This is a genomic window from Janthinobacterium sp. EB271-G4-3-2 (genome assembly GCF_020858035.1).
GTDB lineage: Bacteria > Pseudomonadota > Gammaproteobacteria > Burkholderiales > Burkholderiaceae_D > Janthinobacterium > Janthinobacterium aestuarii.
This window is the reverse complement of the sequence record NZ_JACYMG010000003.1, coordinates 138,532-163,452: the sequence shown is the minus strand read 5'-3', so window position 1 is coordinate 163,452 and position 24,921 is coordinate 138,532. Positions and strand designations below refer to the sequence as shown.

General features: G+C 64.9%; 24 protein-coding genes. 19 read left to right on the top strand and 5 right to left on the bottom strand.

What is annotated here, in order from left to right; translation table 11 throughout:
- Nucleotides 1-27: 27 nt before the first annotated feature.
- Nucleotides 28-807: an AraC family transcriptional regulator gene (locus tag IGS55_RS08585; RefSeq protein ID WP_230517378.1), complete on the bottom strand. Its 780-nt coding sequence runs from the start codon at nucleotides 805-807 to the stop codon at nucleotides 28-30.
- 101 nt (nucleotides 808-908) lie between these two features.
- On the opposite strand from IGS55_RS08585, the gene IGS55_RS08580 reads away from it, so the two are divergent.
- Complete coding sequence (locus IGS55_RS08580; protein WP_230517377.1) at nucleotides 909-1,799, top strand: DMT family transporter; 891 nt, start codon at nucleotides 909-911, stop codon at nucleotides 1,797-1,799.
- A 38-nt stretch (nucleotides 1,800-1,837) separates the two neighbouring features.
- Entirely contained in the window at nucleotides 1,838-2,425 is a 588-nt protein-coding gene (locus tag IGS55_RS08575; RefSeq protein ID WP_230517376.1) for an O-methyltransferase, read from the top strand.
- On the opposite strand, the gene IGS55_RS08570 is transcribed toward IGS55_RS08575, so the two are convergent.
- Entirely contained in the window at nucleotides 2,426-2,935 is a 510-nt protein-coding gene (locus tag IGS55_RS08570) for a GAF domain-containing protein (protein ID WP_329958141.1), read from the bottom strand.
- A 68-nt stretch (nucleotides 2,936-3,003) separates the two neighbouring features.
- Nucleotides 3,004-3,894: a LysR family transcriptional regulator gene (locus tag IGS55_RS08565; RefSeq protein ID WP_230517375.1), complete on the bottom strand. Its 891-nt coding sequence runs from the start codon at nucleotides 3,892-3,894 to the stop codon at nucleotides 3,004-3,006.
- 89 nt (nucleotides 3,895-3,983) lie between these two features.
- Between IGS55_RS08565 and IGS55_RS08560 the strand changes: the two genes are divergently transcribed.
- The 13 genes from IGS55_RS08560 to IGS55_RS08500 all read left to right on the top strand — a co-directional run bounded on the left by IGS55_RS08560 (nucleotide 3,984) and on the right by IGS55_RS08500 (nucleotide 20,365).
- Nucleotides 3,984-4,970, top strand: coding sequence for an aldo/keto reductase (locus IGS55_RS08560; RefSeq protein WP_230517374.1), 987 nt, complete (start codon nucleotides 3,984-3,986; stop codon nucleotides 4,968-4,970).
- Nucleotides 4,971-5,109: 139 nt separating this feature from the next.
- Entirely contained in the window at nucleotides 5,110-5,934 is an 825-nt protein-coding gene (locus IGS55_RS08555) for a CheR family methyltransferase (RefSeq protein WP_200873008.1), read from the top strand.
- 1 nt (nucleotide 5,935) lies between these two features.
- Nucleotides 5,936-6,544 (top strand): chemotaxis protein CheB, encoded by a 609-nt coding sequence (locus tag IGS55_RS08550; protein ID WP_230517373.1) that lies wholly within the window; start codon nucleotides 5,936-5,938, stop codon nucleotides 6,542-6,544.
- A gap of 106 nt (nucleotides 6,545-6,650) precedes the next feature.
- Entirely contained in the window at nucleotides 6,651-7,775 is a 1,125-nt protein-coding gene (locus IGS55_RS08545; protein WP_230517372.1) for a hybrid sensor histidine kinase/response regulator, read from the top strand.
- On the top strand, nucleotides 7,772-11,170 hold the full coding sequence (locus IGS55_RS08540) for a hybrid sensor histidine kinase/response regulator (protein ID WP_230517371.1): 3,399 nt from the start codon (nucleotides 7,772-7,774) through the stop codon (nucleotides 11,168-11,170). The genes IGS55_RS08545 and IGS55_RS08540 overlap by 4 nt, the downstream gene beginning before the upstream one ends.
- A gap of 48 nt (nucleotides 11,171-11,218) precedes the next feature.
- On the top strand, nucleotides 11,219-11,617 hold the full coding sequence (locus tag IGS55_RS08535; RefSeq protein ID WP_070303540.1) for an MAPEG family protein: 399 nt from the start codon (nucleotides 11,219-11,221) through the stop codon (nucleotides 11,615-11,617).
- Nucleotides 11,618-11,733: 116 nt separating this feature from the next.
- Nucleotides 11,734-13,404: a RecQ family ATP-dependent DNA helicase gene (locus IGS55_RS08530; RefSeq protein ID WP_442908157.1), complete on the top strand. Its 1,671-nt coding sequence runs from the start codon at nucleotides 11,734-11,736 to the stop codon at nucleotides 13,402-13,404.
- Nucleotides 13,405-13,494: 90 nt separating this feature from the next.
- Nucleotides 13,495-14,535, top strand: coding sequence for a ligase-associated DNA damage response exonuclease (locus IGS55_RS08525; RefSeq protein ID WP_230517369.1), 1,041 nt, complete (start codon nucleotides 13,495-13,497; stop codon nucleotides 14,533-14,535).
- A complete protein-coding gene (locus tag IGS55_RS08520; protein WP_230517368.1) occupies nucleotides 14,528-16,159 on the top strand; it encodes an ATP-dependent DNA ligase in 1,632 nt (543 codons plus the stop codon). The genes IGS55_RS08525 and IGS55_RS08520 overlap by 8 nt, the downstream gene beginning before the upstream one ends.
- A 7-nt stretch (nucleotides 16,160-16,166) precedes the next feature.
- Nucleotides 16,167-18,632 carry a ligase-associated DNA damage response DEXH box helicase gene (locus IGS55_RS08515; protein WP_230517367.1) on the top strand — a complete coding sequence of 822 codons (2,466 nt, stop codon included), beginning with the start codon at nucleotides 16,167-16,169 and terminating at the stop codon, nucleotides 18,630-18,632.
- Entirely contained in the window at nucleotides 18,629-19,300 is a 672-nt protein-coding gene (gene pdeM, locus IGS55_RS08510; RefSeq protein ID WP_230517366.1) for a ligase-associated DNA damage response endonuclease PdeM, read from the top strand. Before IGS55_RS08515 ends, pdeM begins: the two co-directional genes overlap by 4 nt.
- Before the next feature lie 192 nt (nucleotides 19,301-19,492).
- Nucleotides 19,493-19,861 carry a KGG domain-containing protein gene (locus tag IGS55_RS08505; protein WP_230517365.1) on the top strand — a complete coding sequence of 123 codons (369 nt, stop codon included), beginning with the start codon at nucleotides 19,493-19,495 and terminating at the stop codon, nucleotides 19,859-19,861.
- A gap of 237 nt (nucleotides 19,862-20,098) precedes the next feature.
- Nucleotides 20,099-20,365, top strand: a complete 267-nt coding sequence (locus IGS55_RS08500; protein ID WP_230517364.1) for a hypothetical protein — start codon at nucleotides 20,099-20,101, stop codon at nucleotides 20,363-20,365.
- Nucleotides 20,366-20,380: 15 nt separating this feature from the next.
- On the opposite strand, the gene IGS55_RS08495 is transcribed toward IGS55_RS08500, so the two are convergent.
- Complete coding sequence (locus tag IGS55_RS08495) at nucleotides 20,381-20,974, bottom strand: DUF2239 family protein (protein WP_230517363.1); 594 nt, start codon at nucleotides 20,972-20,974, stop codon at nucleotides 20,381-20,383.
- A gap of 84 nt (nucleotides 20,975-21,058) precedes the next feature.
- A complete protein-coding gene (locus IGS55_RS08490; RefSeq protein ID WP_230517362.1) occupies nucleotides 21,059-21,556 on the bottom strand; it encodes a pyridoxamine 5'-phosphate oxidase family protein in 498 nt (165 codons plus the stop codon).
- Nucleotides 21,557-21,819: 263 nt separating this feature from the next.
- Between IGS55_RS08490 and IGS55_RS08485 the strand changes: the two genes are divergently transcribed.
- The 4 genes from IGS55_RS08485 to IGS55_RS08470 are packed head-to-tail and all read left to right on the top strand — an operon-like array spanning nucleotide 21,820 to nucleotide 24,909.
- Nucleotides 21,820-22,473 carry a PepSY-associated TM helix domain-containing protein gene (locus IGS55_RS08485; protein WP_230517361.1) on the top strand — a complete coding sequence of 218 codons (654 nt, stop codon included), beginning with the start codon at nucleotides 21,820-21,822 and terminating at the stop codon, nucleotides 22,471-22,473.
- A gap of 31 nt (nucleotides 22,474-22,504) precedes the next feature.
- Nucleotides 22,505-23,020, top strand: coding sequence for a DUF2271 domain-containing protein (locus IGS55_RS08480; RefSeq protein WP_070303571.1), 516 nt, complete (start codon nucleotides 22,505-22,507; stop codon nucleotides 23,018-23,020).
- A gap of 10 nt (nucleotides 23,021-23,030) precedes the next feature.
- Nucleotides 23,031-23,855, top strand: a complete 825-nt coding sequence (locus tag IGS55_RS08475; RefSeq protein ID WP_230517360.1) for a DUF4198 domain-containing protein — start codon at nucleotides 23,031-23,033, stop codon at nucleotides 23,853-23,855.
- A gap of 25 nt (nucleotides 23,856-23,880) precedes the next feature.
- Nucleotides 23,881-24,909: an FAD:protein FMN transferase gene (locus IGS55_RS08470; RefSeq protein WP_230517359.1), complete on the top strand. Its 1,029-nt coding sequence runs from the start codon at nucleotides 23,881-23,883 to the stop codon at nucleotides 24,907-24,909.
- Nucleotides 24,910-24,921: the final 12 nt, after the last annotated feature.

Sequence of the window (24,921 nt, the reverse complement as noted above, 5' to 3'; positions counted from 1 at the left end):
CAAGGCGGATAGCGCCGCTCCGCTTTTTCAGCGCAGGCCGCGGCGGAACTGGTCCGGCGTGCCGCCGCTTTGCCGGCGAAACATGGCGATGAAAGCGGAAGCCGTGCTGTAGCCCAGTTCCAGCGCGATCGCCTGCACGGTGTCGCCCCGTTCCAGCAGGGGCAGGGCGGCCAGGAAGCGCTGGCGCTGTCGCCATTCGCCGAACGGCATGCCCAGTTCGCGCTGGCAGCGGCGCGCCAGGGTGCGTTCGGTGACATGTAATTGCGCGGCCCACTCGGCCAGTGAGTGGTTACTGCCGGGCTCCGCCTGCAGGGCCGCCAGCAGCGCCGCAATGACGGGCTCGTCGCTGCCGGGCAGGTAGTTGCGGCTGCACGGCGCCAGCCGCAGCTGGTCGACCAGCACCTGCGCCAGACGCTGGTCTGCTTCGGTGGCCGGCGTGGTGACGTTGCGCTCGGCAAAGTCGCCGAGGATGGCTTTGAGCAGGGGGCTCAGGACCAGCGCGCACGGCCGGGCCGGCAACTGCGCGCACAGGCTGGCGTCGATGTAGGCCGAGTGAAACACGACATCCTGGCGGATATAGCCGTCGTGCAAGGTCTCGGGCGGTATCCACACGGCGTACTGGGGCGGCGACAGGTAGCGCTGGCCCGCGACCATGATTTCCATCACGCCCGTGGAGCAATACGTGAGCTGTCCCCACGGATGGCTCTGGTAATCGAATTGCTGGTGCGCGCGGTAATCGTCGAGGCGGAAATACACGGGATAGGGCAGGGCGTCGGAAACGGCGGGGAAATGCTGGTTGCTGGCCATGGTGTCTTTGTCCTGTTCTTCGCATCGTTTGTCCGCTATGCATTATATCCATGGAATCGGACCATGCGAAAATGGCGGTCTTGAATACTGGAGTACGCCGCATGCAAGTGAAGCACTATCTGTTACCCGTGATCGCCGTGCTGATCTGGGCCATCAATACCATCGTCAGCAAGATGGCCGTCGGCGTGATCGATCCGGCCGCCATCTCGTTCTACCGCTGGCTGCTGGCCGGCGTGCTGCTGGCGCTCGTGTTTGCCCGTCCCGTATGGAAGCTGCGGGCCGGGGTGCGACCGTATCTGGGCAAACTGTTTGTGCTGGGCATGTTGGGCATGGTCATGTACCAGTGCCTCGCCTACATCGCCGCGCAAACGACGACGGCCACCAATATGGGCATCCTGGCATCGATGATGCCGCTGCTGGCCGTGGGCCTGTCCGTTCTGCTGCTGGGAGAGGCGCCCACCGTGGGCGGCGTGTTTGGCGGCCTCGTGTCGCTGCTGGGACTGGCCTACTTGCTCAGCCATGGCGACCCGGCCGCCCTGCTCGCCCATGGCGCGGCCGTGGGCGACGCCCTGATGCTGCTGGCCTGTCTGTCGTATGCGGGCTATGGCGTGCTGCTCAAGCGCTGGAAAATTCCCCTGAATAACTGGCATTCGCTGCTGATCCAGGTCTGGTGCGCCGTGCCCGTGCTGTTCGTGTATTACCTGAGCCAGTCCGCGCCGCCCGTCACCGGTGCCGGCTTGCCGCTGGTGCTGTTCGCGGGCATTCCCGCCTCCATCATCGCGCCGTTTTTGTGGATGCATGGCCTGGCCAAGCTGGGACCGAGCCGCGCGACGACCTTGATGAATTTGCTGCCCGTGTTCACGGTGATCATCGCCATGCTGTTCCTCGGCGAAACCTTGCACAGCTATGATGTGATCGGCGGCGGCGTGACCCTGCTGGGCGTGGCGATGGTGCAGTATCTGAAACGTCCGCTGCGCCGCGCCAGCGCCTAGTTTTTTTGCTATGCTGGTGTTTTGAACAAGGAGCCATCATGCCGGATATTGATACCCTGTTGAGTGAACTTGAAGCATTCGGCAACAGCAACGATGCGGCGCACACGGCGCGCGCCAGCCGCATGCTCAACATCACGCGCGATACGGGCGAATTGCTGGCCGTGATGGTGCACGCGCGCGGCGCCCGGCGGGTGCTGGAAATCGGCACCTCGAATGGCTATTCCACCCTGTGGCTGGCGCGCGCCGTGCAGGCGCTGGGCGGCAGCGTCGTGACGGTGGAAAAGGCGCGGGACAAGTTCGACATGGCGCACGACAACTTCGTGCGCGCGCAATTGCAGGGCGTGATCGGGCAATTGCTGGCGGACGCGGGCGACGTGCTGCGCGATGCGGCGGACGGCGCCTACGATTTCATCTTTCTCGATTCCGCGCGCCAGCAATACGCGCAATGGTGGCCGCAGCTGGACCGCGCGCTGGCGGCTGGCGGCGTGCTGGTGGTCGACAACGCCAGTTCGCACTACGCGGACATGGCCGGCTTCATCGAAGCCATCCGCGCCGACAGCCGCTACACGACGTGCCTGGCGACGGTCGGCAAGGGCGAATTCATCGCCGTCAAGACGGGCAACTAGTTATGCAGCAACGATAGCCGCTTCCAGCACGCGCACCAAGGATTCGACGCCTTGCGCGTCGACGTCGTCGAAACGGCCAATCAACGGGCTGTCGAGGTCGAACACGCCGATGATCTGGCCATTCGCAAACACGGGCACCACCAGTTCCGAGCGGGAATTGACGTCGCAGGCGATGTGGCCGGGAAACGCATGCACATCGTGCACGACGATGGACTTGCCTTCGACCACCGTGGTGCCGCACACGCCGCGCCCTTTCTTGATGCGGATGCAGGCCGGCTTGCCCTGGAACGGTCCCAGCACCAGTTCATCACCCTTGAGGAAATAAAAGCCGGCCCAGTTGAGGCCCGGCATGGTGTTGAAGACCAGCGAACTGAAGTTGGCCGTATTGGCGATGAAGTCGGTCTCGCCCGACAGCAAGCCTTGCAGCTGCGAGCGCAAGTCCGCATACATGGCTTGTTTGGCGGCGGGGGTGTCGGTGCCGTAGGCGGCGTCGCTGATGGTAAACGTCATGGTCGTGGTGGCGCTCGAAAATGGGGAAGGCGACATGGTAGCGCGTCTTGCGCATGCGCGCGCGGCCGTCATTGTTTCAGATATTCCTGCGCCAGCTGGCGCAGCAGGGACAGTGCCGCATGACCGTGGTCGGCTTGCCAGGCCAGGCCGATGCCGGCCGCCAATTCCTCGCCTTCCGCCAATGGCCGATAGGCCACGCCGTCCATGCGCAGCGCGCGGAACGAGTCTGCCAGCAGCGCCATGCCCTTGCCTGCGGCCACGTCGCCGAGCAGCACATGATGGTCGGGTGCTTCGCGCAGGAAATGCGGCGCGAAATCATGCCGGCGAAATACTTGCTGACAATGGTCGAAGAAGGCGGGCTGGCGTGCCCGCTCGAACCAGTAGACGGATTCCTGGGCGATATCAAGCAGGCTGAGCTTGCGCTTCTTCGCCAGCCGGTGCCCGGCGGGCAGGGCCAGCATCATGGGCTGGCGCGCCAGCGGCTGCACGGCCAGCTCGAACGTGGCGCTGGGCAAGGCAAGCAGGGCCGCATCGAGCTGCCCCTTGCGCACGGCGGCGACCAGGCGCGGCGACGGGGCCGCCGTCAATTCCAGGCGGACATTGCCCAGTTGCTCCTCCAGCGCCGCCAGCAATGGACGGAACAGGCCGGCCGCCACGGAACTGGTCAAGCCCAGGCGCAGGCGCGCGGGTGCGCTGTCTTGCCGCAGCGATTGCTGTGCCGTCTCCAGCAAATCGAGGATGTGCAGCGCCTGCGGCAGCAGGGTAAGGCCCGCTTGCGTCAAGGCCACGCCTTGCGTGTCGCGTTCGAACAGGCGTGCGCCCAGCTTGTCTTCCAGCGCCTTGATGGCGCGCGACAATGGCGGCTGGGTCATGTGCAATTGCTCCGCCGCCTGGCGAAAGTTCAGGCAGCGGGCGACGGCGCAAAACAGGGTCAAGGCGTGGGTATCGAGGGCTCTCATACCAGAAAGGTATCACGAAATCGGGTATTCCCTTGCCAGCCGGCGCGGTCCAGACTGGCGGCATCGAGTCAACAACTGAGGAGAGCAGCATGCAACAGCGACGCATCGGCAATAGCGGTTTGAGCAGTTCGGCATTGGGCCTGGGCTGCATGGGCATGTCGGAATTCTATGGCGCCACGGACGAGGCGCAATCCTTGTCCACGCTGGAAGCGGCCCTGGCGGCGGGCGTGACCCTGTTCGACACGGCCGACGCCTACGGTTTCGGCCACAACGAACAATTGCTGGGGCGCTTTTTGGCCAGCCATCGCGGCCAGGCCATGGTCGCCACCAAGTGCGGCCTGGCGCGCGAGGCGGGCAGTTATGCGCGCCGCGTCGACAATTCCCCCGCCTACATCCGCCAGGCGTGCGAAGCGTCGCTGGCGCGCCTGGGCGTGGAGCGCATCGACCTGTTCTACCTGCACCGCCTGAACCTCGAAACGCCACTGGAGGAATCGATGGACGCGCTGGCGCAACTGCGGCAAGAGGGCAAGATCCGCGCCGTGGGCTTGTGCGAAGTGAGCGCCGCCACCTTGCGGCGCGCATCAGCGCTCTGCCCCGTGGCCGCCGTGCAGAGCGAATACTCGCTGTGGACGCGCGAACCGGAGCAGGGCGTGCTGGCCGCCTGCCGCGACGTGGGCGCCAGCTTCTTTGCCTACAGTCCGTTGGGCCGGGGATTTTTGACGGGTGCCATTGCCGATGCGAGCAGTCTCGATGCGGGCGACTTTCGCCAGTTCAACCCCCGTTTTGCCGCCGATAACCTGGCGCGCAACCAGGCCATCGTCGCGCAGGTCAGGGACATCGCGCGCGCAAAAGGCTGCACGCCGGCCCAGCTGGCGCTGGCCTGGCTGCTGGCGCAAGGCGACGACATCATCCCCATTCCCGGCACCAAGCGCATCGCGTATTTGCACGACAACCTCGGCGCGCTGGCCGTGCGGCTGGACGGGACGGAACTGGCGGCGATGAATGCCGCCTTTCCCTTGGGCATCGCGGCGGGCGCGCGCTATACGGAGGAAGGCATGAAGGGCGTGGATGCCTGAAAAAAACGCGCGAGTGTACGCCAGCGTACCTAACTGAAACTTTCTCTGCAGGATAATCGCCTGCGATCTGCTAGCATTTGGCAGTGACTGCGCGCTGCGCTTTGCACGCTGTTCAACGGTCAGGTATCCGATGAGGTGGATGTTGTTAGATGACGATATTTTCGATATAGAACTGAAGTTATTGCTTGAGGGAATACTGCTGCGCTATCAGCACGATTTCCGCGATTATTCCGTGGCGTCCCTGCGCCGGCGCATGCGCCAGGCCATGGAGCGCTTCGGCTGCGCCAGCCTGTCGCAATTGCAGGACCGCATCTTGCACGAGCCCGCCATGTTCGCGCAGATGCTGCAGTTTTTCACGGTGCAAGTGAGCGAGATGTTCCGCGATCCCGCCTACTTCCGCGCCTTGCGCGAAAAAGTCGTGCCCATCCTGCATACCTATCCCTCGATCAAGATCTGGGTGGCCGGCTGCAGCAGCGGCGAAGAGGTCTGGTCGCTGGCCATCTTGCTGGAAGAGGAAGGCTTGCTTGAGCGCAGCATGATTTATGCGACCGACATCAATGTGGAAGCGCTGGCCGCTGCCGAAGCGGGCATTTATCCCATCGAACGCATCGCCCAGTTCAGCGAGAATTACCAGCTGGCGGGCGGCAAGCGCTCGTTGTCCGACTATTACACGGCCGCCTACAAGGGCGCCATCTTTGACCGGCGCTTGCGGCGCCAGTTCGTCTTTGCCGACCACAGCCTGGCGACGGACAGCGTGTTTTCGGAGGTGCACATGGTTTCCTGCCGTAACGTCATGATTTACTTCAACAAAGATTTGCAAGACCGCAGCCTCGGCCTGTTCCATGAAGCGCTGGTGAACCGGGGCTTCCTGGGGCTGGGCATGAAGGAAAGCCTGCATTTCAGCCGCCATGCGGACAGCTTCAACGAGCTGAGCCCGGCCGAACGCATCTTCCAGCGTGCCTGACATGCTGCCAAGCTGCGACGTCGCGCCGCCGCCCGCCGGCCTGCGCCTGATCGCCATCGGCGCCTCGGCCGGCGGCGTGGAAGCGCTGGGCATCGTGCTGCGCGCCTTGCCCGCCACCTGCCGCGCGGCCGTGGTGGTGGTGCTGCACCTGGCGCCGGGCCGCTCGAGCCAGTTGCCGCAGCTGTACGCGGAACGTTGCCAGCTGCCCTTGCGCGAAGCGCAGGACAAGGAACCGTTGCAGGCGGGCACTGTGTATTTCGCCCCGCCCGACTACCACCTGCAAGTCGAGCCCGATGGCTGTTTTTCCCTGTCGCAGGAAGCGCCCGTGTATTTTTCGCGCCCGTCGATCGATGTCTTGCTGGAAACGGCCGCGTACGCTTACCGGCGCGCCATGCTGGCCATTATCCTGACGGGCGCCTCGGCCGACGGTGCGGCGGGCCTGGCCCGCGTGCGGCAGCTGGGCGGCAGTGCCTGGGTGCAAGACCCGCAGCGGGCCAGTTGTGGCATCATGCCGGCGGCCGCGCTCAAGCTGGCCGGCGCCGACCGCGTGCTCGATTTGCCGCAAATGGCCGCCAGCCTGGCATTGCTCGGCGATGGCGAACACAAGTGAATGGGAGTGGTGTAGTGCGTGTAATATATGTGAGAATTGAAACAATGTTGATGTTCATATCGAAACACGATGGCATCTTGCCGTTGCGATGCCTGAAGATGATTCCGTGACCGCACCTATCCATATCCTCGTCGTTGACGACATCGCGCAAAACCTGGTCGCCGCCGAAGCCGTGCTGGCACGGCCCGGTATTGTCATCCTGAAGGCAAGCTCGGGCGCGCAAGCGCTGGAATTGCTGTTGACGCATGAAGTGGCGCTGGCCCTGATCGACGTGCAAATGCCGCACATGGACGGTTTCGAGCTGGCCGAGCTGATACGCGGCAGCGAGCGCACGCGCGGCATTCCCCTGATCTTCCTGACGGCGGCGTCGCGCGAACCGAGCTACAGCTTCCGCGGCTACGAGGCGGGCGCCGTCGATTTCCTCTACAAGCCCATCGACGTGAAAGCCTTGCAAAGCAAGGTGGCCGTGCTGGTCCAGCTGTACCAGCAGAAACGCGAATTGTCGGCCCAGCTCGACGAGCTCAAGCATGCCTTGCACCTCAATGAACTGTTCACGGCCGTGCTGGGCCACGACTTGCGCACGCCCTTGTCGGTGGTGATGAACGGCGCCATGCTGTTGCCGATGATGAGCGACCACCCGAAGGTGATCGTCACGGCGCAGCGTATCGAAAGCAGCGCCAAGCGCATGGGACGCATGGTCGACCAGCTGCTGGACCTGGCGCGCATCCGTTCCGGCACGATGGAATTGCGCAGCAGCACGCACGACTACCTGGCGCTGGCGCGCGCCATCGTCGAGGAGTGCGAGACGGCCGGCCAGGCCCCCCTTGTCGAGGTCAGCAGCGTGGGTAATCTACACGGGCAATGCGATGCGGGCCTGCTGTCGCAAGTCATCTCGAATCTGTTAAACAATGCCATCACGCATGGCGAGCCGGGCACGCCCGTGCAACTGGCCCTCGACGGACGCGACGCCGACAGCATTGAATTGCGCATCGCCAATCGCGGCGTCATCCCGGCCGCCTTGCTGCCGACCCTGTTCGAGCCATTCCAGCAGGCGGGCGAGAAGCGCAGGACGGGGCAGGGCCTGGGACTGGGCCTGTACACGGTCAACATGTTCGTCAAGGCCCATGGCGGCACGGTCGAGATCAGCTCGACGGCGGCGCAGGGCACGCTGGCGACCGTGCGCATCCCGCGCCAGTGCCAGGTGCGCGTGCAAGCGGACATGGCCACATGAGCGCGCCAACCTGGCCGCGCGGCGGCGGCAATATGGGCGAGCTGGTGCGCCAGCGCGACTGGTCCGCCACCAGCCTGGGCCCCCTCGATGGCTGGCCCGCCCATTTGCGCACCAGCGTCGACATCGTGCTCAATTCGCCGATGGCGATGGTGCTGATGTGGGGCCCGCAGCACGTGATGATTTACAACGACGATTACATCCAGATCGCCGGGGCGCGCCATCCGGCGGCGCTGGGCGGCACGGTGCCGGCCATCTGGCACGAAATCCGGGACTGGAACGCGCGCATCCTCGAAACGGGACTGCGCGGCGAGACCCAGGTGCACCGCGAGTGCTGTTTGCCGCTGTTGCGCGACGGCCAGCGCGCGGATGTCTGTTTCGACCTGTATTACACGCCCGTGCATGGCGCCGACGGCCAGGTCGATGGCGTGCTGTGCACGGCGCTGGAATTGACGGCGCGCATGGAAGAGGGGCGCCAGCTGAAGCTGGCCACGGCCGAACTGGGCGAACTCAACACCATATTGCAGGCCGAAAGCGAGGCCGTGCGCGCGGCCAACCGCCGCCTGGGCGAGGAACGCGCGCTGCTGCGCGCCCTGTTCCAGCAGGCGCCCAGCTTCATGGCCCTGCTGCGCGGGCCGCGGCACGTGTTCGAGCTGGCGAATGAACATTATCTGCGCCTGGTCGGTCATCGCGATCTGCTGGGCAAGACAGTCGAAGCGGCCTTGCCTGAAGTCAAGGAGCAAGGATTCATCGAACTGCTCGACCAGGTCTACCGCACGGGCGAACCGTACGAGGGACGCCAGGTGAAGGTGGATTTGCAGACGGCGGACGGGCAGACGGGCCAGCGCCAGATCGACTTCGTCTACCAGCCCATCAAGGATGACGAGGGCGCGGTCACGGGCATCCTCGTCGAAGGCATCGACGTCACGGAACGCATGGAAGGCGAGGAGCGCTTGCGCCTGGCCCAGCAGGCGGGCGGCATCGGCACCTTCGAATGGTTCCCCGAGACGGGCGCGATGCTGGTGTCGCCCACCTTCCGCAGGCTGTGGGGCATTGCCGACGAGGAAGACGTAACGGAGCGCTTGCTGGTGAGCCTGGTCGATGTGCGCGACCACGAGAAGGTCGGGCCGAGCAAGCTGGACGTGGCGCCCAATCCCCTCGAGTACGTGGAGTACCGCATCCGCCGCCCGGCCGATGGCGCGCTGCGCTGGATCGCGCGCCAGGGCGAGGTGATGGCTGGCCGCATGCCTGGCCAGCGCCGCTATGTGGGCGTGTCGTTCGACGTGACCGAGCGGCGCCAGATCGAGGATGAACTGAACGCCAGCCAGGAGCGCATGGCGGCCATTTTCGGCCAGGCCTCGGTGGGTTTGTCCGAGCTGGGTCTCGATGGCAGTTTCCAGAGGGTTAACGGCGCCCTGTGCCGCATGCTGGGCCGCTCGGCCGAAGAGCTGTTGAGCCTGAACATGAACGACATCATGCATCCGGCGGACGTGCCCGGCAACAGCGTGCTGTTCCAGCGCCTGGTGGAAACGGGCGAATCGTTCTCGCTGGAAAAGCGCTATCTGAAGCCCGATGGCTCGCAGGTGTGGGTGTCGAGTAGTGTCAGCCGCCTGGTCGATGAACAGGGACAGACGCGTTCCTTGATCGCCGTCAAGACGGATATCACGGACCGGCGCCGCGTGGAAAAAGCGCTGCATGAATTGAACGAAACGCTCGAGCACCGGGTCGAACAGGAAGTCGGTGAGCGCACCAAGGCCGAGGACGCCTTGCGCCAGGCGCAGAAGATGGAAGCCGTGGGCCAGCTGACGGGCGGCATCGCGCACGACTTCAATAATGTGCTGCAAATCATTTCCGGCAATTTGCATTTGCTGCAGCACCTGGCGAGCACGGATGGCCTCATGCGCCAGCGCCTGGACACGGCGATTGCCGCCGTCGAGCGGGGCGCCAAGCTGTCGTCGCACCTGCTGGCGTTTGCGCGGCGCCAACCGTTGAAACCCGTGGTGGCCGACCTGGCCCGCGTGGTGCGCAACATGGATGCGCTGCTGCGGCGCGCCTTGGGCGAAGCGATCGACATCGTGCTGGTGGGCGGCGGCGGGCTGTGGAATACCCTGGTCGACCGCGGCCAGATCGAGAACGTCATCCTGAACCTGGCCATCAATGCGCGCGACGCCATGGATGGCGTGGGCAAGCTGACCATCGAGCTGGGCAACGTCGTGCTCGATGAACAGTATGTGCACAACCTGGTCGACGTGCCGGCCGGCCAGTACGTGATGTTGTCGGTGACCGATACGGGCCGCGGCATGAGCGGCTCCGTGCTGCAGCGCGCGTTCGAACCGTTCTTCACCACCAAGCCGGAAGGCGCGGGCACGGGCCTGGGTTTGTCGATGGCGTACGGCTTTGTCACGCAAAGCCGCGGCCATATCCGCATTTACAGTGAACCTGGCGTGGGCACGGGAGTCAAAATCTATTTGCCCCGTTCCCTGATGGCCGAAGCGGACGAGGAACTGGAATTGAGCGGCGTCGTCACGGGCGGCACGGAAACGGTGCTCGTGGTGGAAGACGACGTGGGCGTGCGCACGACCGTCGTCGACATGCTGGGCGCGCTCGGCTACAAGGTGCTCAAGGCCGAGGATGGCGAAAGCGCGCTGGCCGTGCTGCACAGCGGCGCGCAGATCGATTTGCTGTTTACGGACGTGATCATGCCCGGTCCCGTCAGCAGCACGGAGATGGCGCGCCAGGCGCGCGAATTGCAGCCCGATATCGCCGTCTTGTTTACGTCGGGCTACGCGCAGGATGTCATCGTGCACGAAGGCCGACTCGACGCGGGAGTGGAATTGCTCAGCAAACCGTACCGGCGCGAAGAGCTGGCGCGCAAGCTGCGCCATGTGCTGGCCAACCGCCAGCAGCAAATGCGCGCGCGCCAGTTTGAACGATCCGGCGCACCGGTGGCCGGCACTCAGGCGGGTGGCGGCCTGGCGGCCAGCGTGCTGACAGGCGGCACGCCGGGGCTGGACTTGACGGGGCATGCGCCTGAACCGCAGGGGGACATGCCGACATCGATGAAAATACTCGTGGTGGAAGACAATCTCGATTCGCAGCTGATGGTGTGTGAACTGGTGGGCATGCTGGGCCACACGGTCAGCGGCGTGTCCGATGGCGAGGCGGCGTGGAAATTGCTCAACGAGCAAGACTTCGATATCCTGTTTACGGATGTCAGCCTGCCCGGCATGTCCGGCATCGCGCTGGCGCGCATGGTGCTGCGCGATAAACCGGACATGCGCATCATTTTTTCCACGGGTTATGGCAAGGAATCGATGGATGAGCTGGGCTTTTCCGCCAGCGTCCTGCGCAAGCCCTATGATTTGCTGGAGTTGCAAGCGGCACTAGACCAACCCTGACGGGCACGCTCCCACGGCTTGCCCGTCTCACCCTGCAGAGGCAAATGGATGACTCCTGAACTGACGATGCTGGCCTGCACCCTCGTGCTGGCGCTGGTGCAAATTCTCCTGCCCGCCCTGTTCCGCACGCGCGAAACGGGCACGGCCTATAACGTGAGCGCGCGCGACGGCGACGGCCCGCCCGTGGGCAAGATCACGGCCCGCTTGCGGCGGGCCCAGGCGAACCTGTTCGAAACCCTGCCCCTGTTCGCCGCCGCCGTGCTGATCGCCCACGTGACGGCGCAGGAAAGCGCGCTGACCCTGTACGGCGCCGCCCTGTACCTGGCCGCACGCGTGCTGTACCTGCCCCTGTACGCGTTTGGCGTGCCCGTCGTGCGCACGCTCGTGTGGTGCGTGTCGATTGCCGGTTTGTTGATGCTGTTCTGGGCCATCCTGTTTGCTTCCTGAATTCCTACGTCAGCTGTGGTGCCCGTCCTATGGCGGTGCGCCAGGCCCGGCCGTAAAGTAACTGCACCTTGGCGCAGGGGCGCCGGCATGGCGGTTTTACTTTTAGGACGGCAATGATGCTTGCTTCGCTGAACAAGTCTGGTCGACACATCCAGCGCCTGCTGCGCTCGGTCTTTGGCGTGGCGCGGCTGCGCACGGGCCAGCAGGAAGTCATCGACAGCGTGCTGGCCGGGCGCGACACCCTCGCCATCATGCCCACCGGCAGCGGCAAGTCCTTGTGCTACCAGCTGCCCGCCGCGCTGTTGCCGGGCGCCACCCTGGTCGTGTCGCCGCTGATTTCGCTGATGAAAGACCAGCTGGAAAAGCTGCACGAACTGGGCATCACGGCCGTACAGCTCAACAGCAGCCTGTCGCGCGCCGAAGAGGACGACGCCATCGCCCGCATCGCCCAGGGTGGCAGGCTCATCATCTTTTGCACGCCGGAACGCCTGGCGATGCCCGAGTTCCTGTCCTTGCTGGCCAGCGCGCCGCCCAGCCTGGTCGTCATCGATGAAGCCCATTGCATTTCCCAGTGGGGCCACGACTTCCGTCCCGCCTACCTGGAAATCGCGGCCGCCCTGCGCGCGCTGGGCCGTCCGCCCGTGCTGGCGCTGACGGCCACGGCCACCGGGGAAGTGATAGACGATATCGACACGCAACTCGAAGCGCGCAAGCTGCAGGTCATCAATACCGGCATCTACCGCGCCAATTTGCGCTACCGCGTGATCCAGGTCACAAATGCGGGAGAGAAACAGGACGAAGTCTTGCGCCTGCTGCGTGAGACGCCAGGCGTGGGCATCGTGTATGCGGCCACCGTCAAGGCCGTCGAGGACCTGGCGGCGCGGCTGGGCGAATTGGGCGAGAGCGTCACGTGCTACCACGGCAAGCTGGCGGCGCGCGAGCGCAAGCACAACCAGGACTTGTTCATGAACGGCGAGCGCCGCATCATGGTGGCCACCAACGCGTTTGGCATGGGCATCGACAAGCCCGACACGCGCTTCGTCATCCACTTGCAGGTGCCGGCCAACCTGGAAGCGTACTACCAGGAATCGGGCCGGGCGGGGCGCGACGGCTTGCCCGCCGACTGCACCTTGCTGTACTTCCAGGAAGACAAGCGGGTGCAGCAATTTTTCCTGGCCAAGCACTATCCCACGGCCGAAGAACTGGCGGCCATCGTGGCGGCCGCGCAGGAATTGCCGGCCACGTTCGCGTTCGCCGCGCTGGCAGCGCGCTTGCCCGAGTTTTCCGATGGGCACCTGAAGGTATGCCTGAAACTGTTGAAAGACGGCAAGCTGCTGCGCCAGGACCGCAAGCTCGGTTACCGCTTGACAGCCCCGTCGGCCGCCACGCCTGCGTATGCGCAGCTGGCGCAGATCTATGTCGACAAGCAGGAGCGCGACAAGCAGGCGCTCGAGCAGATGGTGGCGTATGCGCAAAGCGGCTTGTGCCGCTGGAAACTGCTGCTCGATTATTTTGGCGATGCCGGCGATTTCAAGCGCTGCCGCACCTGCGACAATTGCCAGTCGCCGCCCGCGCTGGCCGCACCCATCTCCCTGGACGAGTTCCCGCCAGCGCCTGCTCAAGTACCTGCGCCAGCGCGGGCGCCCCAGATCGCCGTCGGCAGCCGCGTGCGCGTACCGCGCTACCAGATCGGCACCGTGCTGTCGGTGGCGGGCGACCAGGTCACCATTGCCTTTCCGGAAAACACCACGCGTACTTTCATGGCGGAGTTCGTCGTCCCCGCGTGAAGCCTTGGTGCGCTGCCGAACAGTGATCTGGCGCAAGAGCGCTAGAATCAGCCCATTCCAACGCGCTTTTTTTAACGCAGGGGGCAGGGCATGGCAGACATGGTAGTGGTGCGCAAGGAAGGCTTGTACTGTGTGCCGGGGCAGTTCTACATCGACCCGTGGCGTCCCGTCGAGCGCGCCATCATCACGCATGCGCATGCCGACCATGCGCGTGTCGGGCACCGGCATTACCTGTGCGCCGCGCCCGGCGAGCAAGTATTGCGCGCGCGCCTGGGCGCCGTTTCCATCCAGGGCCTCGCCTATGGCGAGACCATCGAACACCATGGCGTGCAAGTGTCGCTGCATCCGGCCGGCCACGTGCTGGGCTCGGCCCAGGTGCGCATGGAAGTGGGCGGCGAAGTGTGGGTGGCGTCGGGCGACTACAAGCTGCAGCCGGACCCCACTTGTACACCGTTCGAGCCAGTGCGCTGCGATACTTTTATTACGGAATCGACGTTCGGCCTGCCCATCTACCGCTGGCAGGCGCCGCAGGAAATCAATGATGAAATCAAGCAATGGTGGCGCAGGAATGCGGCCGAAGGGCGCACCAGCGTGCTGTTCTGCTATGCCTTCGGCAAGGCGCAGCGCATCCTGGCGGGGCTCGACCCTTCCATCGGCCCCATCATCTGCCATGGCGCGGCGCAGGCCTTGACGCAGGTCTACCGCGAATCGGGCGTGGCCTTGCCCGCCACCGTGATGGTGAGCGACGTGACGGACAAGGCGGCCTTGAAAACGGCGATGGTGATCGCGCCGCCGTCGGCCGCCGGTTCGCCATGGATGAAGCGCTTCGGCGACTACAGCGATGCGTTCGCCAGCGGCTGGATGCTGCTGCGCGGCGCGCGCCGGCGGCGCGGCGTGGACCGGGGTTTTGTCCTGTCCGACCATGCCGACTGGCCGGGACTGATGCAAGCGATCACGGCCACGCAGGCCGAACGTATCATCGTCACGCATGGCTCGATTCCCGTGATGGTGCGCTGGCTGCGGCAGAACGGCTGGCAGGCGGGCGGCTTCGAAACGGAGTATGGCGACGACGAGGCCGATGACGGCGTACCCGGTGTATCGACGGCAGCGGAGGACGTCGCCCATGCGTGACTTTGCCCGGCTGTATGCCGAACTCGACGAGACGACCTCCACCAGCCGCAAGCTGGCGGCGTTGCAAGCGTATTTTCGCAGTGCCTCGCCCGAGAATGCGGCCTGGGCCGTGTACTTCCTGGCCGGCGGCAAGCCGCGCCAGGCCGTGCCCACCAAGCTGCTGCGCGAGTATGCGACCGAGTGGGCGGGCCTCGATGCCTGGCTGTTCGACGAGGCCTATCACGCCGTGGGCGACCTGGCCGAAACCATTGCCCTGATCCTGCCCGCGCCCGCCAGGCGCAGCGACGTCGGCCTGGCCGAGTGGGTCGAGCAGCGCATCGCACCGTTGCGCGGCGCGCCGCCCGAGACCATCCGCGCCGACTTGCTGGCCTACTGGGACGAGCTGGAAACGCGCGAACGCTTCCTGCTCATCAAACTGATCGGCGGCGGCTTTCGCGTGGGCGTGTCCAAACTGCTGGTGACGCGCGCGCTGGCCTCCATCGCCGCCGTCGACAGCAAGCTGATCGCCCAGCGCCTGATGGGCTGGACCGACGGCAAGGTCAGCCCCACGGGCGCGGGTTTTCTCAAGCTGATCGCCGCGCAGTCGGACGGTGAACATGCGCTGCGCGGCGGCCAGCCGTATCCGTTCTTCCTCGCCCATCCCTTGCAGGCGGAGCCGCAGAGTCTCGGCAACATCGGCGACTGGCTGGTCGAGTGGAAATACGACGGCATGCGCGCCCAGCTGCTGCGCCGCGAGGGCGTGAACTGGCTGTGGTCGCGCGGCGAGGAATTGATCACGGAGCGCTTTCCCGAACTGGCGCAGCTTGCCTTGCCCGAGGGCACCGTGCTCGATGGCGAAATCCTCATCTGGCAGCCGGGCGACGTGCCGGCGCCGTTTGCCGATCTGCAACAACGCATGGGCCGCAAGAGCGTGTCGTCCAAGCTGCTGTCCGAATTGCCGGCCGTGCTCGTGGCCTACGATGTGCTGGAACTCGATGGCGTGGACGTGCGCCAGTTGCCCCAGCTGGAGCGCCGCGCGCTGCTGGAAAGCGTAGCGGCGCAGGTAAATGCTCCCGCGCTGCGTTTGTCGCCGCGCATAGCGGCGGCAAGCTGGGAGGCGCTGGCGGCCATCCGCAGCGAATCGCGGGCGCGCGGGGTGGAAGGCATGATGCTCAAGGCCAGGTCTGCCGCGTATGGCGTGGGCCGGACGAAAGAGGTGGGCACGTGGTGGAAGTGGAAGATCGACCCGTATTCCATCGACGCAGTGCTGATCTACGCCCAGGCGGGCCATGGCCGCCGCGCGTCGCTGTACACGGATTACACGTTTGCCGTGTGGGATGACGTCGAGGAAGGCGAGCGCAAGCTGGTGCCGTTCGCCAAGGCGTATTCGGGCTTGACGGATGCGGAAATCGGACAAGTCGATGCCGCCATCCGCAAGACGACGATAGAAAAATTCGGCCCCGTGCGCAGCGTCAAGCCCACGATGGTGTTCGAGATCGGTTTCGAGGGCATCGCCGCGTCCAGCCGCCACAAGGCGGGCATCGCCGTGCGCTTTCCCCGCATCCTGCGCCGGCGTGACGACAAGGCCATCGCCGATGCGGACACGCTGGCCACCCTGAAGGCCATGCTGGTCCAGGCCACATGAGCAAGCGATGAGCAAAAGCGCGCTGGCGCAGCGCATCGATGCCTGGTTTGTTGCGCGCGGCTGGTCCGTGTTCCCGTTCCAGCGCGCCGTCTGGCGCACCGCAGCACAGGGCCAGTCGGGTCTGCTGCATGCGAGCACGGGCTCCGGCAAGACGTATGCCGTCTGGTTCGGCGCCTTGCTGCGCGCCGAGCGACTACAACGCAAGGGACGAAAGCAGGGCTTGCGCGTGCTGTGGATTACGCCCATGCGGGCGCTGGCGGCCGACACGGTGCGCGCGCTGCAAGCCTCGGGCGCGGAGCTTGCCCCCGGCTGGCGCATCGAGGCGCGTACGGGCGACACGAGCGCGGCGCAGCGGGCACGGCAGGCGAAAGCCTGGCCCGAGGTGCTCGTCACGACGCCGGAAAGCCTGTCATTGATGCTGAGCCAGACGGATGCCCGCGAACGTTTCAGCCTGCTGGAAACCGTGATCGTCGACGAGTGGCACGAATTGATGGGCAGCAAGCGCGGCGTGCAGGTGCAGCTGGCGCTGGTCCGCTTGCGCAGCTGGCATGGCGCATTGATGACGTGGGGCTTGTCGGCCACCCTGGGCAATTTGCGGCAGGCGCAGGACGTCTTGCTGGGCGAGGAAAGCGCCGGCGTGCTGGTCGAAGGCAAAGTCAAAAAGCGTATCCTCGTCGACAGCCTGATTCCCGTCAACCCGACGCGCTTTCCCTGGGGCGGACACCTGGGCATCCAGATGCTGCAGCCTTTGATCGCCGAGATCGAGGGCAGCGCCACCACCCTCGTGTTTACCAACACGCGTTCGCAGGCCGAGCTGTGGTACCAGCACCTGCTCGACGCGCGGCCCGACTGGGCGGGACTGATCGCCCTGCACCACGGTTCGCTGGACCGCGAAGTGCGCGAGTGGGTCGAGCAGCACTTGAAAACGGGCGAACTGAAAGCCGTCGTGTGCACGTCCAGCCTGGACCTGGGCGTCGATTTCCTGCCCGTCGAGCGCGTGCTGCAGGTGGGCAGCGCGAAAGGCATCGCGCGCCTGGTGCAGCGGGCCGGGCGCAGCGGCCACGCGCCGGGGCGCATTTCGCGCGTGACCCTGGTGCCCACCAACAGCCTGGAATTGCTGGAAGCGGCCGCTGCCCGCACTGCCCTGGCGCATGGCCACCTGGAAGCGCGGCCCGTGCCGGACAAGCCGCTCGACGTGCTGGTGCAGCACATGGTGACGATCGCGCTGGGCGGCGGTTTCCAGTCTGCCGAGCTGTACGCGGAAGTGCGCGCGGCCTGGTCGTATCGCCACCTGACCCTGGACGAGTGGCAATGGGCGCTCGATTTCGTCGCGCGCGGCGGGCAAAGCCTCACCGTGTATCCCGAATACCGGAGAGTGCTGCCGGACGAGGAAGGCGTGTACCGCGTGCCGGACGTGGCGCTGGCGCGGCGCCACCGCATGAGCATCGGCACCATCGTGTCGGAGGCGGCGATCCAGGTCAAGTTCCTCGGTGGCGGGCGCATCGGCAGCATCGAGGAATCGTTCATCGCGCGCCTGAAGCAGGGCGACCATTTTCTGTTTGGCGGGCGCATCCTGGAATTCGTGCGCGTGCACGAGATGACGGCCTACGTGCGGCGTGCCACAGGCAGCCGCGGCGCCGTGCCGCGCTGGCAGGGCGGCAAGATGCCGCTGTCGTCGGAACTCGCGCATGCCGTGCTGGACCAGTTGCAACTGGCGCAGGAGGGCAAGGCCAGCGGGCCGGAAATGCGCGCGCTGGCGCCGCTGCTGGCCATCCAGCAGGCATGGTCGAGCCTGCCCACGCGCGCGACCCTGCTGCTGGAAACCCTGTCCAGCCGTGAAGGCCACCACCTGTTCGTGTATCCGTTTGCGGGGCGCTCCGTGCACCTGGGCCTGGCGTCCTTGCTGGCCTACCGCATCGCGCGCGCGCAGCCGGCGACCTTGTCGATCGCCGTCAACGATTACGGCTTTGAATTGCTGGGCGCGGACGACATCGATTTTGCGCCGCTGTTGTCGGGTGCCAGCGGCGCCGATCTTGCCCTGTTCAGCACGGATAACTTGCTCGAAGACGTGCTGGCCAGCCTGAATGCGACGGAACTGTCGCAGCGGCGCTTCCGCGAAATCGCCCGCATCGCCGGCCTCGTGTTCCAGGGCTATCCGGGCCAGCCGAAAAGCGCGCGCCAGTTGCAGGCCTCGTCCTCGCTGTTTTTTGAAGTGTTCCGCAAGCACGATGCGGCCAATCTGCTGCTCACGCAGGCGCAGCGCGAAGTGCTGGAACAGGAACTGGAATTGACGCGCTTGCGCGCCACCTTGCGCGAGCTGCATGGACGGCGCATTTCCAGGCAAGCGCTGCAGCGCGCATCGCCATTTGCCTTCGGCCTGATGGTCGAGCGCTTCCGCGAACAGCTGACGACGGAAAAGCTGTCGGACCGGGTGGCGCGCCTGGTCAGTGCGCTGGAAAAGGCGGCCGCATGAGCGGCCCGCAAGCACACTGCGCGGTGGAGCTGGATGGCGAGATAGTCTGGCTGCTGGCGCACAAGGCCATCTATTGGCCGGCGCGCAGGATGCTGGTCATCGCCGACATCCATTTCGGCAAGGCGGCCGCGTTTCGCGCGCTGGGTGTGCCGGTGCCACGCGGCACCACGACGCAAAACCTGCTGGCGCTCGACACCTTGCTGGCCAGTTACGCTTGCGAGGAAATCGTCTTCCTCGGCGATTTTTTGCACGCGCGCGCCGCCCATGCGGCCGCCACCGTGGCGGCCATGCTGGCCTGGCGCGCGCGCCATCCCGACGTGCGCCTGACGGTGGTGCGCGGCAACCATGACCTGCACGCGGGCGATCCGGCCGCCGCGCTGGGCATTCGCATGGTCGATGAACCGTATTGCGTGGGCCAGCTGTCGTTCTGCCATCACCCGGACACCGTGGCGCCCGGCTATGTGCTGGCGGGCCACGTGCATCCCGTGTTCCACTTGCGCGGAGATATTGGCGGCTTGCGCCTGCCGTGTTTCCTGCTGGGGCAGAAGCGCGCCATCCTGCCCTCGTTTGGCGCCTTTACGGGCGGCCATGCGGTGCGCCCAAATGTTGGCGAGCGCGTGTACGTGACGGCCGACGCGGCGATTTTCCCCTTGCCCGCCAGCAGCTGAGCAACAGATACTTTTGGTATAAAACTCAAGTTAACTATGCCACCGTAGGCGGGACTCATCCTACATGCGCTCTTGCCATCCTCCTATTTCTTGTACCCCATGCGCGCACTAAGATGACTGTTCCCTTGCCATGCGAGGGGGAAGAATTGCATGGTTTGCACTGTTTCGATTCTATCGATCAAGGAGATCATCATGGCCACATCGAGCGACAATAAACAGCAAGGTAGTAAAACCAGTAGCAGCAGCAGTGGCGGCAGCGGCGGCAGCAAGCAAAGCGATACCAGCAAGCGCGGTTTCGCTTCCATGGACCCCGCCCAGCAGCGCGAAATCGCCAGCGAAGGCGGACGCGCCGCGCATGAAAAGGGCACGGCGCATGAGTTTACGTCGGAAGAGGCACGCCGCGCTGGCAGTCAAAGCCACAAGAACGATGCGAACCGGCAAAGTGCCGCCAGCTCCAGCGGTTCGCGTGACAATGCCAGCATGAACCAGGAAGGCAACCGCGACAGTGGCAACAAGCAAAGCGGCGGTTCCGGTTCCAGTTCGGGCTCGCGCAACAAGTAGCGGCAGGTAAGTAGCAAGTCGCAAGTGGCCCTGGCCAGCGGGAAGCAGGCACGCCGCTGGCCAGGGCCGCGCCGCTTGTCTGGCTAGCACTGGCTACCGCGGGCTACCGCGGGCTACCGCGGGCTAGCGCAAAATTTTGATGCAATGCAGCAGGCATGGACTATGATGAAAGAGCTGCGCCGGCCACGGCCCACGCGCAGTCAACGCAGTCAAATCGCATTCACGAGCAGGGGGAAGATGATGGGCAACTCCACTACGCCGCAAGCCGGCAACAGCCAGGGCGGCACGCCGTCCACGGCAGGCAGCAAGCAAAGCACGGCCGAGTCGGCCGAGAACTTTGTGCTGGTCGATAGCGAGCAGGGGCTCGATATCGGCGACGATCTGTTTTCCATCGGCGAAGTGCGGCGCGCCGACCGCTTGCCCCATCACCAGGCCGGCTCCGCCGGGCAGAGCCGGCAGAGCGCCGACGATGCGCCCGATACCACGGGCAGTACGGGCGTCTGATCTTTCAACCGTCGCTTAATCTTCGGACCATCCCCGCTGTGCCAGCTGCAAGACGTGTTCGCGCACGTCGGCTGGCCAGTCCTGTACGCACGCGAGGAATGCCGGCTGCTTGCCGGCGAACAGGGCGCGGCTCGCTTCCTCAAAGCCGGGCGCATCGCCTGACAGCGCATTCATGACTTTATAGGCCGCTTCGCGCGCCTGGCGCTGTTCATCGTGCGCCTTGTTGCCGCGCTGCGCGTGTTCCACCAGTTTGCGCAAGGCCACGGAAGCGCCGCCCGTCTGCGTTGCCAGCCATTCCCAGTGACGGGGCAGCAAGGTGATTTCGCGCGCCACCACGCCCAGCTTCGGCCGGCCCGCCGTGCGCGCGGGAACGTCTTCCTGCGGCGCCGGCGTGGCTGCACGTGGCAGGCGCTGCAGCACATCGGCCAGGCTGCCATGCAGGTTCAGGTCGACCTGGCTGCCGCTGGCGTCGTCGAAAATCAGGATCTGCGCATCGGGTTCGCGCGTCACCAGTTCCTTCAGTGTTTGCGCCACGGCGTGCAAAGAGCCGGCGGCTACTTTGCGTTTGCCCGCGAAGGCGGTGAGCTCGGGTGTTGCGGGGGTATGCATGTCTTGCCTCCATGGGGAATGCAGGCAATTTTACCCGGGTTAAATTGAAAGTCAATAACACCCGGGTAAAATAGAAAAAGTCTGCTACAGATCGACCCGGCCGTGTTCGCCCAACTCCTTCGGCGGCTCGCCCGTGATGGCGGCCTTGGCCATTTCATAGAATTGCATCATCTTGCTGGCGCTGCTATCCCAGTATTCGGCCGACTGTATCGTCACCTTGATCAGCGACAGCTTTGGGTCGTCGAGTCCGCCAGGAAACCACGCTTTCACCAGCGGGTTCCACAATTCCTCCGCCTTGGCGCGGTCTTTCAGCAACTGCGCGTGGCCGCAGACGGACACATACAGGCTGTCGCCCGTGTCGACAAAGCTGACGTTGACTTGCGGATTGTTCAGCAAATCGCGCGTGTAAGCGGCATCGTCCGAGACAAAGAACCAGATTTGCCCTTCGCTGTCGACCTGCTGCTGCGTCAGCGGCCGGCTGGTGAGCGTGCGCATGTCGTCGCTGGTGGTCAGCATGCCGAATTTGACATCCTTGATCTTGGCCGCGATGTTGGCCAGTTGTTCGCTGGAATACTGTTGCATGTGCTTGCTCCTGTTTGATTGTCCTGAACAACAGCATAGGCGGGTGCGGCAAGCGGCTCTGTACGGCAGCTTACGTAGCAGGCCAGCTTTGTTTCAAAGCTGTTACAAAACGCTGGCCTGGCGGGGCGCCCCATGTATTGACTTAATAAATGATAATCATTATCATTTGTTTGAAAATATAAGCATGCACTTTGATTGAAGGATGGGAATGAAGCACACTGACTTGTCGCGCCACCTGGCCCGCTCCTTGCCGGGAGCTATTGATGGGTAATGCGGGCGCCGCAGACAAGGCCAGGAACAACGCCAGCCGCGCCGTCTGGCTGAAGAACTTGCATCAATGGCATTGGATCAGCTCGGCGCTTTGCCTGCTGGGCATGTTTCTGTTCGCCATTACCGGCATCACCCTGAACCACGCCGGCCAGATCGAAGCCAAGCCGGCGATCACGCGCCAGCAGGCGGCGTTGCCGGCACCCCTCGTCACGGAACTGGCCGCGTATGCCGCCAAGCACGATGGCGCCAACGCACCGATGCCGGCCGCCGCCGAAGCCTGGCTCAAGCAGCAATGGTCGCTCAATGCGGGCGGGCGTCCCGCCGAATGGTCGGTCGACGAAGTGTATCTGCCGCTGCCCAAGGCGGGCGGCGACGCCTGGGTGCGCATCGGCCTCGAAGACGGGGCCGCTGAATATGAATTGACGGACCGGGGCTGGGTGTCCTGGCTCAACGATGTCCACAAGGGCCGCAACACGGGCGTGGCGTGGAGCTGGTTCATCGACATCTTTGCCGGCGCCTGCATCGTGTTTTGCCTGACGGGTTTGTTGATTTTGAAGTTCCACGCGGCCAACCGGCCATTTACCTGGCCGATGGTGGGCCTCGGTATCTTGATACCTTGCGCGATCGCCTTGCTGTTTATCCACTGATGTTTTTATTTTTCCTTTTTACAGGCACACCATGAAATTACGCTACTCCCTGGCGCTTGGCCTTCCCCTGATCGGTACGTCGGCGATGGCTGCCGACCTGTCCCTCAAGATTGAACTGCCGCAACTGAACGTGGCGGAATACCACCGTCCCTACGTGGCGGCGTGGCTGGAAACGGCGGACCAGAAGGTCGTTGGCAACCTGGCCGTGCTGTATGACGTGAAAAAGAAGGACAAGGCCGGTGAAAAATGGCTGAAGGACATGCGCCAATGGTGGCGCAAGAGCGGCCGCGACCTGGCCATGCCCGTTGACGGCGTCAGCGGCGCCACGCGCGCCCCCGGCGAACATACCTTGACGTTCCCCGGCGCCAAAGCCTTGCTCGACAAGCTGCCGGCCGGCGAATACCAGGTGGTCGTGGAAGCGGCGCGCGAAGCGGGCGGACGCGAACTGGTGCGCGTGCCGTTCCAGTGGCCGCTGAAATCGGCCCAGTCCGTGCCTGCCAAAGGCAAGGAAGAACTCGGCAATGTCGTCGTCCAACTCAAACCATAAGGCGCACATCATGTTCAAGCAATTCAACAAATCCCTGATCGCCGTGGCCCTGGCCGGCCTGGCCATGAACGCCCACGCCCACCGCGGCTGGATGGTGCCATCGAGCACGATGGTGGAAAGCAAGGACGCCTGGGTGACGGTGGACGCGGCCGTTTCCGACGGCCTGTTCGAGATCGACCACCAGCCGCTGCGCCTGGACGCGCTGCAAGTCATCGGTCCGGATGGCGCGAAGGTCACGCCGGCGAACACGGTCACGGGCCGTTTGCGCAGCGTCTTCGACGTAAAAATGGAAAAGCCGGGCACGTATAAAGCGGCCATCGTGTCGCAAAACGTGATGGGCAGCTACAAGCTCAATGGCGAGCAGAAGCGTTTCCGCGGCAATGAAGAGACGTTCAAGAAGGAAGTGCCGGCCGACGCGCAAGATCTGAAAATCACGCGCACGGCGGCGCGCCTGGAAACTTTCTTCAGCAATGGCGAAACGAGCACGGAAGTGTTCAAGCCGACGGGCGTGGGCCTGGAATTCGTGCCCGTGACGCACCCGAACGACTTGCGTGCGGGCGAGAAAGCCACGTGGCGCTTCCTCGTCGACGGCAAGCCGGCGGCAAATCAGGCCTTCAGCCTGGTGCCAGGCGGCGTGCGCTACCGTGGCGTGCTCGGTGAAATCCGCCAGAGCACCGATGCCAAGGGCGAGATCACGTTTACGGTGCCCGCAGCCGGCATGTATTACCTGAGCAGCACCTGGCCAGCGGCCGCACCGGCCGTGGCCGGCCAGCCGCCCGCCATGCCCGAGCGCCGCATGACGTACGCGGCCACCGTGGAAGTGCTGCCGCAGTAAGCGGCGGCATCGTCAGAGAGCGCCGATGCGCCGGGTCCTGCTGCCGCAGCATATTTCCGATCAGGCCGCGCCGCCCGGCGCCGCGATCCGGGACTTGCGTGGCTTGTCCATGGGCACCAGCTGGTCGGTGCGCCTGCTCGAGTCCGCCATGCCGGGACGCGCGGGCAGCGCCGACTTGCAGCAGGGCTTGCAGCAGCAGCTGGACCTGGTGGTGGCGCAAATGAGCCACTGGAGCGATGAGTCCGACCTGGGCCGCTTCAACCGGGCCGAGCCTGGCAGCTGGCACAGCCTGCCCGCCGCGTTTTGCGAGGTGCTGGGCTTTGCCATGCACGTGTCGCAAGTATCGGGTGGCGCGTACGACCCGTGCGCGGGCGCCCTCGTCAATCTCTGGGGCTTCGGTCCCCGCCATCGCTACGATGAACCGGGCTTTTTGCCGCCGAAAGACGATAGCGTGGCCCTGCTGCTGGCGCAAGGCCAGCGCCGCCGCCTGGAGCTGGACTTGCCGGCCCGCCGCGCGCGCCAGCCGGGCGGCTTGCAGCTCGATTTGTCCGCCATCGCCAAGGGCTATGGCGTGGACCGCCTGGCCCGCTACCTGGACAGCCAGGGCATCCACCATTACCTGGTCGAAGTCGGTGGCGAACTGCGCGGCGCCGGCAGCAAGCCCGACGGTCAGCCGTGGTGGGTGATGCTGGAACAGGTCGATGGCGCCAATGCCGAGCGGCATCCGGCGGAAATGCTGCTGGCGCTGCACGGCTTGTCCGTGGCGACGTCGGGCGACTACCGGCGTTTTTTCCAGGACGGCACAGTGCGTTTCTCGCACACCATCGATCCGCGCAGCGGCATGCCGATCGCCAATCAACTCGCTTCCGTCACCGTCGTGCACGAGCAATGCATGGCGGCCGACGCCTGGTCGACGGCCCTGACCGTGCTGGGTGTCGAGGCCGGCATGGCGCTGGCGGAAGAGCAGGGCCTGGCCGCGCGCTTCCTGCAGCGCGACGGCCACGGCTACCACGAAACGCTGAGCAGCCACATGCTGGCCATGCTCGACGAATGAACGATTAATTCC

Bases quoted from the DNA above. Each gene is read 5' to 3' on its own strand.
- IGS55_RS08470 (WP_230517359.1), top strand. From the start codon at position 23,881: ATGCGCCGGGTCCTGCTGCCGCAGCATATTTCCGATCAGGCCGCGCCG.
- IGS55_RS08525 (WP_230517369.1), top strand. From the start codon at position 13,495: ATGGCAGACATGGTAGTGGTGCGCAAGGAAGGCTTGTACTGTGTGCCG.
- IGS55_RS08550 (WP_230517373.1), top strand. From the start codon at position 5,936: ATGCTGCCAAGCTGCGACGTCGCGCCGCCGCCCGCCGGCCTGCGCCTG.
- IGS55_RS08505 (WP_230517365.1), top strand. From the start codon at position 19,493: ATGGCCACATCGAGCGACAATAAACAGCAAGGTAGTAAAACCAGTAGC.
- IGS55_RS08555 (WP_200873008.1), top strand. From the start codon at position 5,110: ATGTTGTTAGATGACGATATTTTCGATATAGAACTGAAGTTATTGCTT.
- IGS55_RS08485 (WP_230517361.1), top strand. From the start codon at position 21,820: ATGGGTAATGCGGGCGCCGCAGACAAGGCCAGGAACAACGCCAGCCGC.
- IGS55_RS08520 (WP_230517368.1), top strand. From the start codon at position 14,528: ATGCGTGACTTTGCCCGGCTGTATGCCGAACTCGACGAGACGACCTCC.
- IGS55_RS08585 (WP_230517378.1), bottom strand. From the start codon at position 807: ATGGCCAGCAACCAGCATTTCCCCGCCGTTTCCGACGCCCTGCCCTAT.
- IGS55_RS08475 (WP_230517360.1), top strand. From the start codon at position 23,031: ATGTTCAAGCAATTCAACAAATCCCTGATCGCCGTGGCCCTGGCCGGC.
- IGS55_RS08535 (WP_070303540.1), top strand. From the start codon at position 11,219: ATGACTCCTGAACTGACGATGCTGGCCTGCACCCTCGTGCTGGCGCTG.
- IGS55_RS08515 (WP_230517367.1), top strand. From the start codon at position 16,167: ATGAGCAAAAGCGCGCTGGCGCAGCGCATCGATGCCTGGTTTGTTGCG.
- pdeM (WP_230517366.1), top strand. From the start codon at position 18,629: ATGAGCGGCCCGCAAGCACACTGCGCGGTGGAGCTGGATGGCGAGATA.
- IGS55_RS08580 (WP_230517377.1), top strand. From the start codon at position 909: ATGCAAGTGAAGCACTATCTGTTACCCGTGATCGCCGTGCTGATCTGG.
- IGS55_RS08530 (WP_442908157.1), top strand. From the start codon at position 11,734: ATGCTTGCTTCGCTGAACAAGTCTGGTCGACACATCCAGCGCCTGCTG.
- IGS55_RS08495 (WP_230517363.1), bottom strand. From the start codon at position 20,974: ATGCATACCCCCGCAACACCCGAGCTCACCGCCTTCGCGGGCAAACGC.
- IGS55_RS08575 (WP_230517376.1), top strand. From the start codon at position 1,838: ATGCCGGATATTGATACCCTGTTGAGTGAACTTGAAGCATTCGGCAAC.
- IGS55_RS08480 (WP_070303571.1), top strand. From the start codon at position 22,505: ATGAAATTACGCTACTCCCTGGCGCTTGGCCTTCCCCTGATCGGTACG.
- IGS55_RS08565 (WP_230517375.1), bottom strand. From the start codon at position 3,894: ATGAGAGCCCTCGATACCCACGCCTTGACCCTGTTTTGCGCCGTCGCC.
- IGS55_RS08560 (WP_230517374.1), top strand. From the start codon at position 3,984: ATGCAACAGCGACGCATCGGCAATAGCGGTTTGAGCAGTTCGGCATTG.
- IGS55_RS08500 (WP_230517364.1), top strand. From the start codon at position 20,099: ATGATGGGCAACTCCACTACGCCGCAAGCCGGCAACAGCCAGGGCGGC.
- IGS55_RS08490 (WP_230517362.1), bottom strand. From the start codon at position 21,556: ATGCAACAGTATTCCAGCGAACAACTGGCCAACATCGCGGCCAAGATC.
- IGS55_RS08570 (WP_329958141.1), bottom strand. From the start codon at position 2,935: ATGACGTTTACCATCAGCGACGCCGCCTACGGCACCGACACCCCCGCC.
- IGS55_RS08540 (WP_230517371.1), top strand. From the start codon at position 7,772: ATGAGCGCGCCAACCTGGCCGCGCGGCGGCGGCAATATGGGCGAGCTG.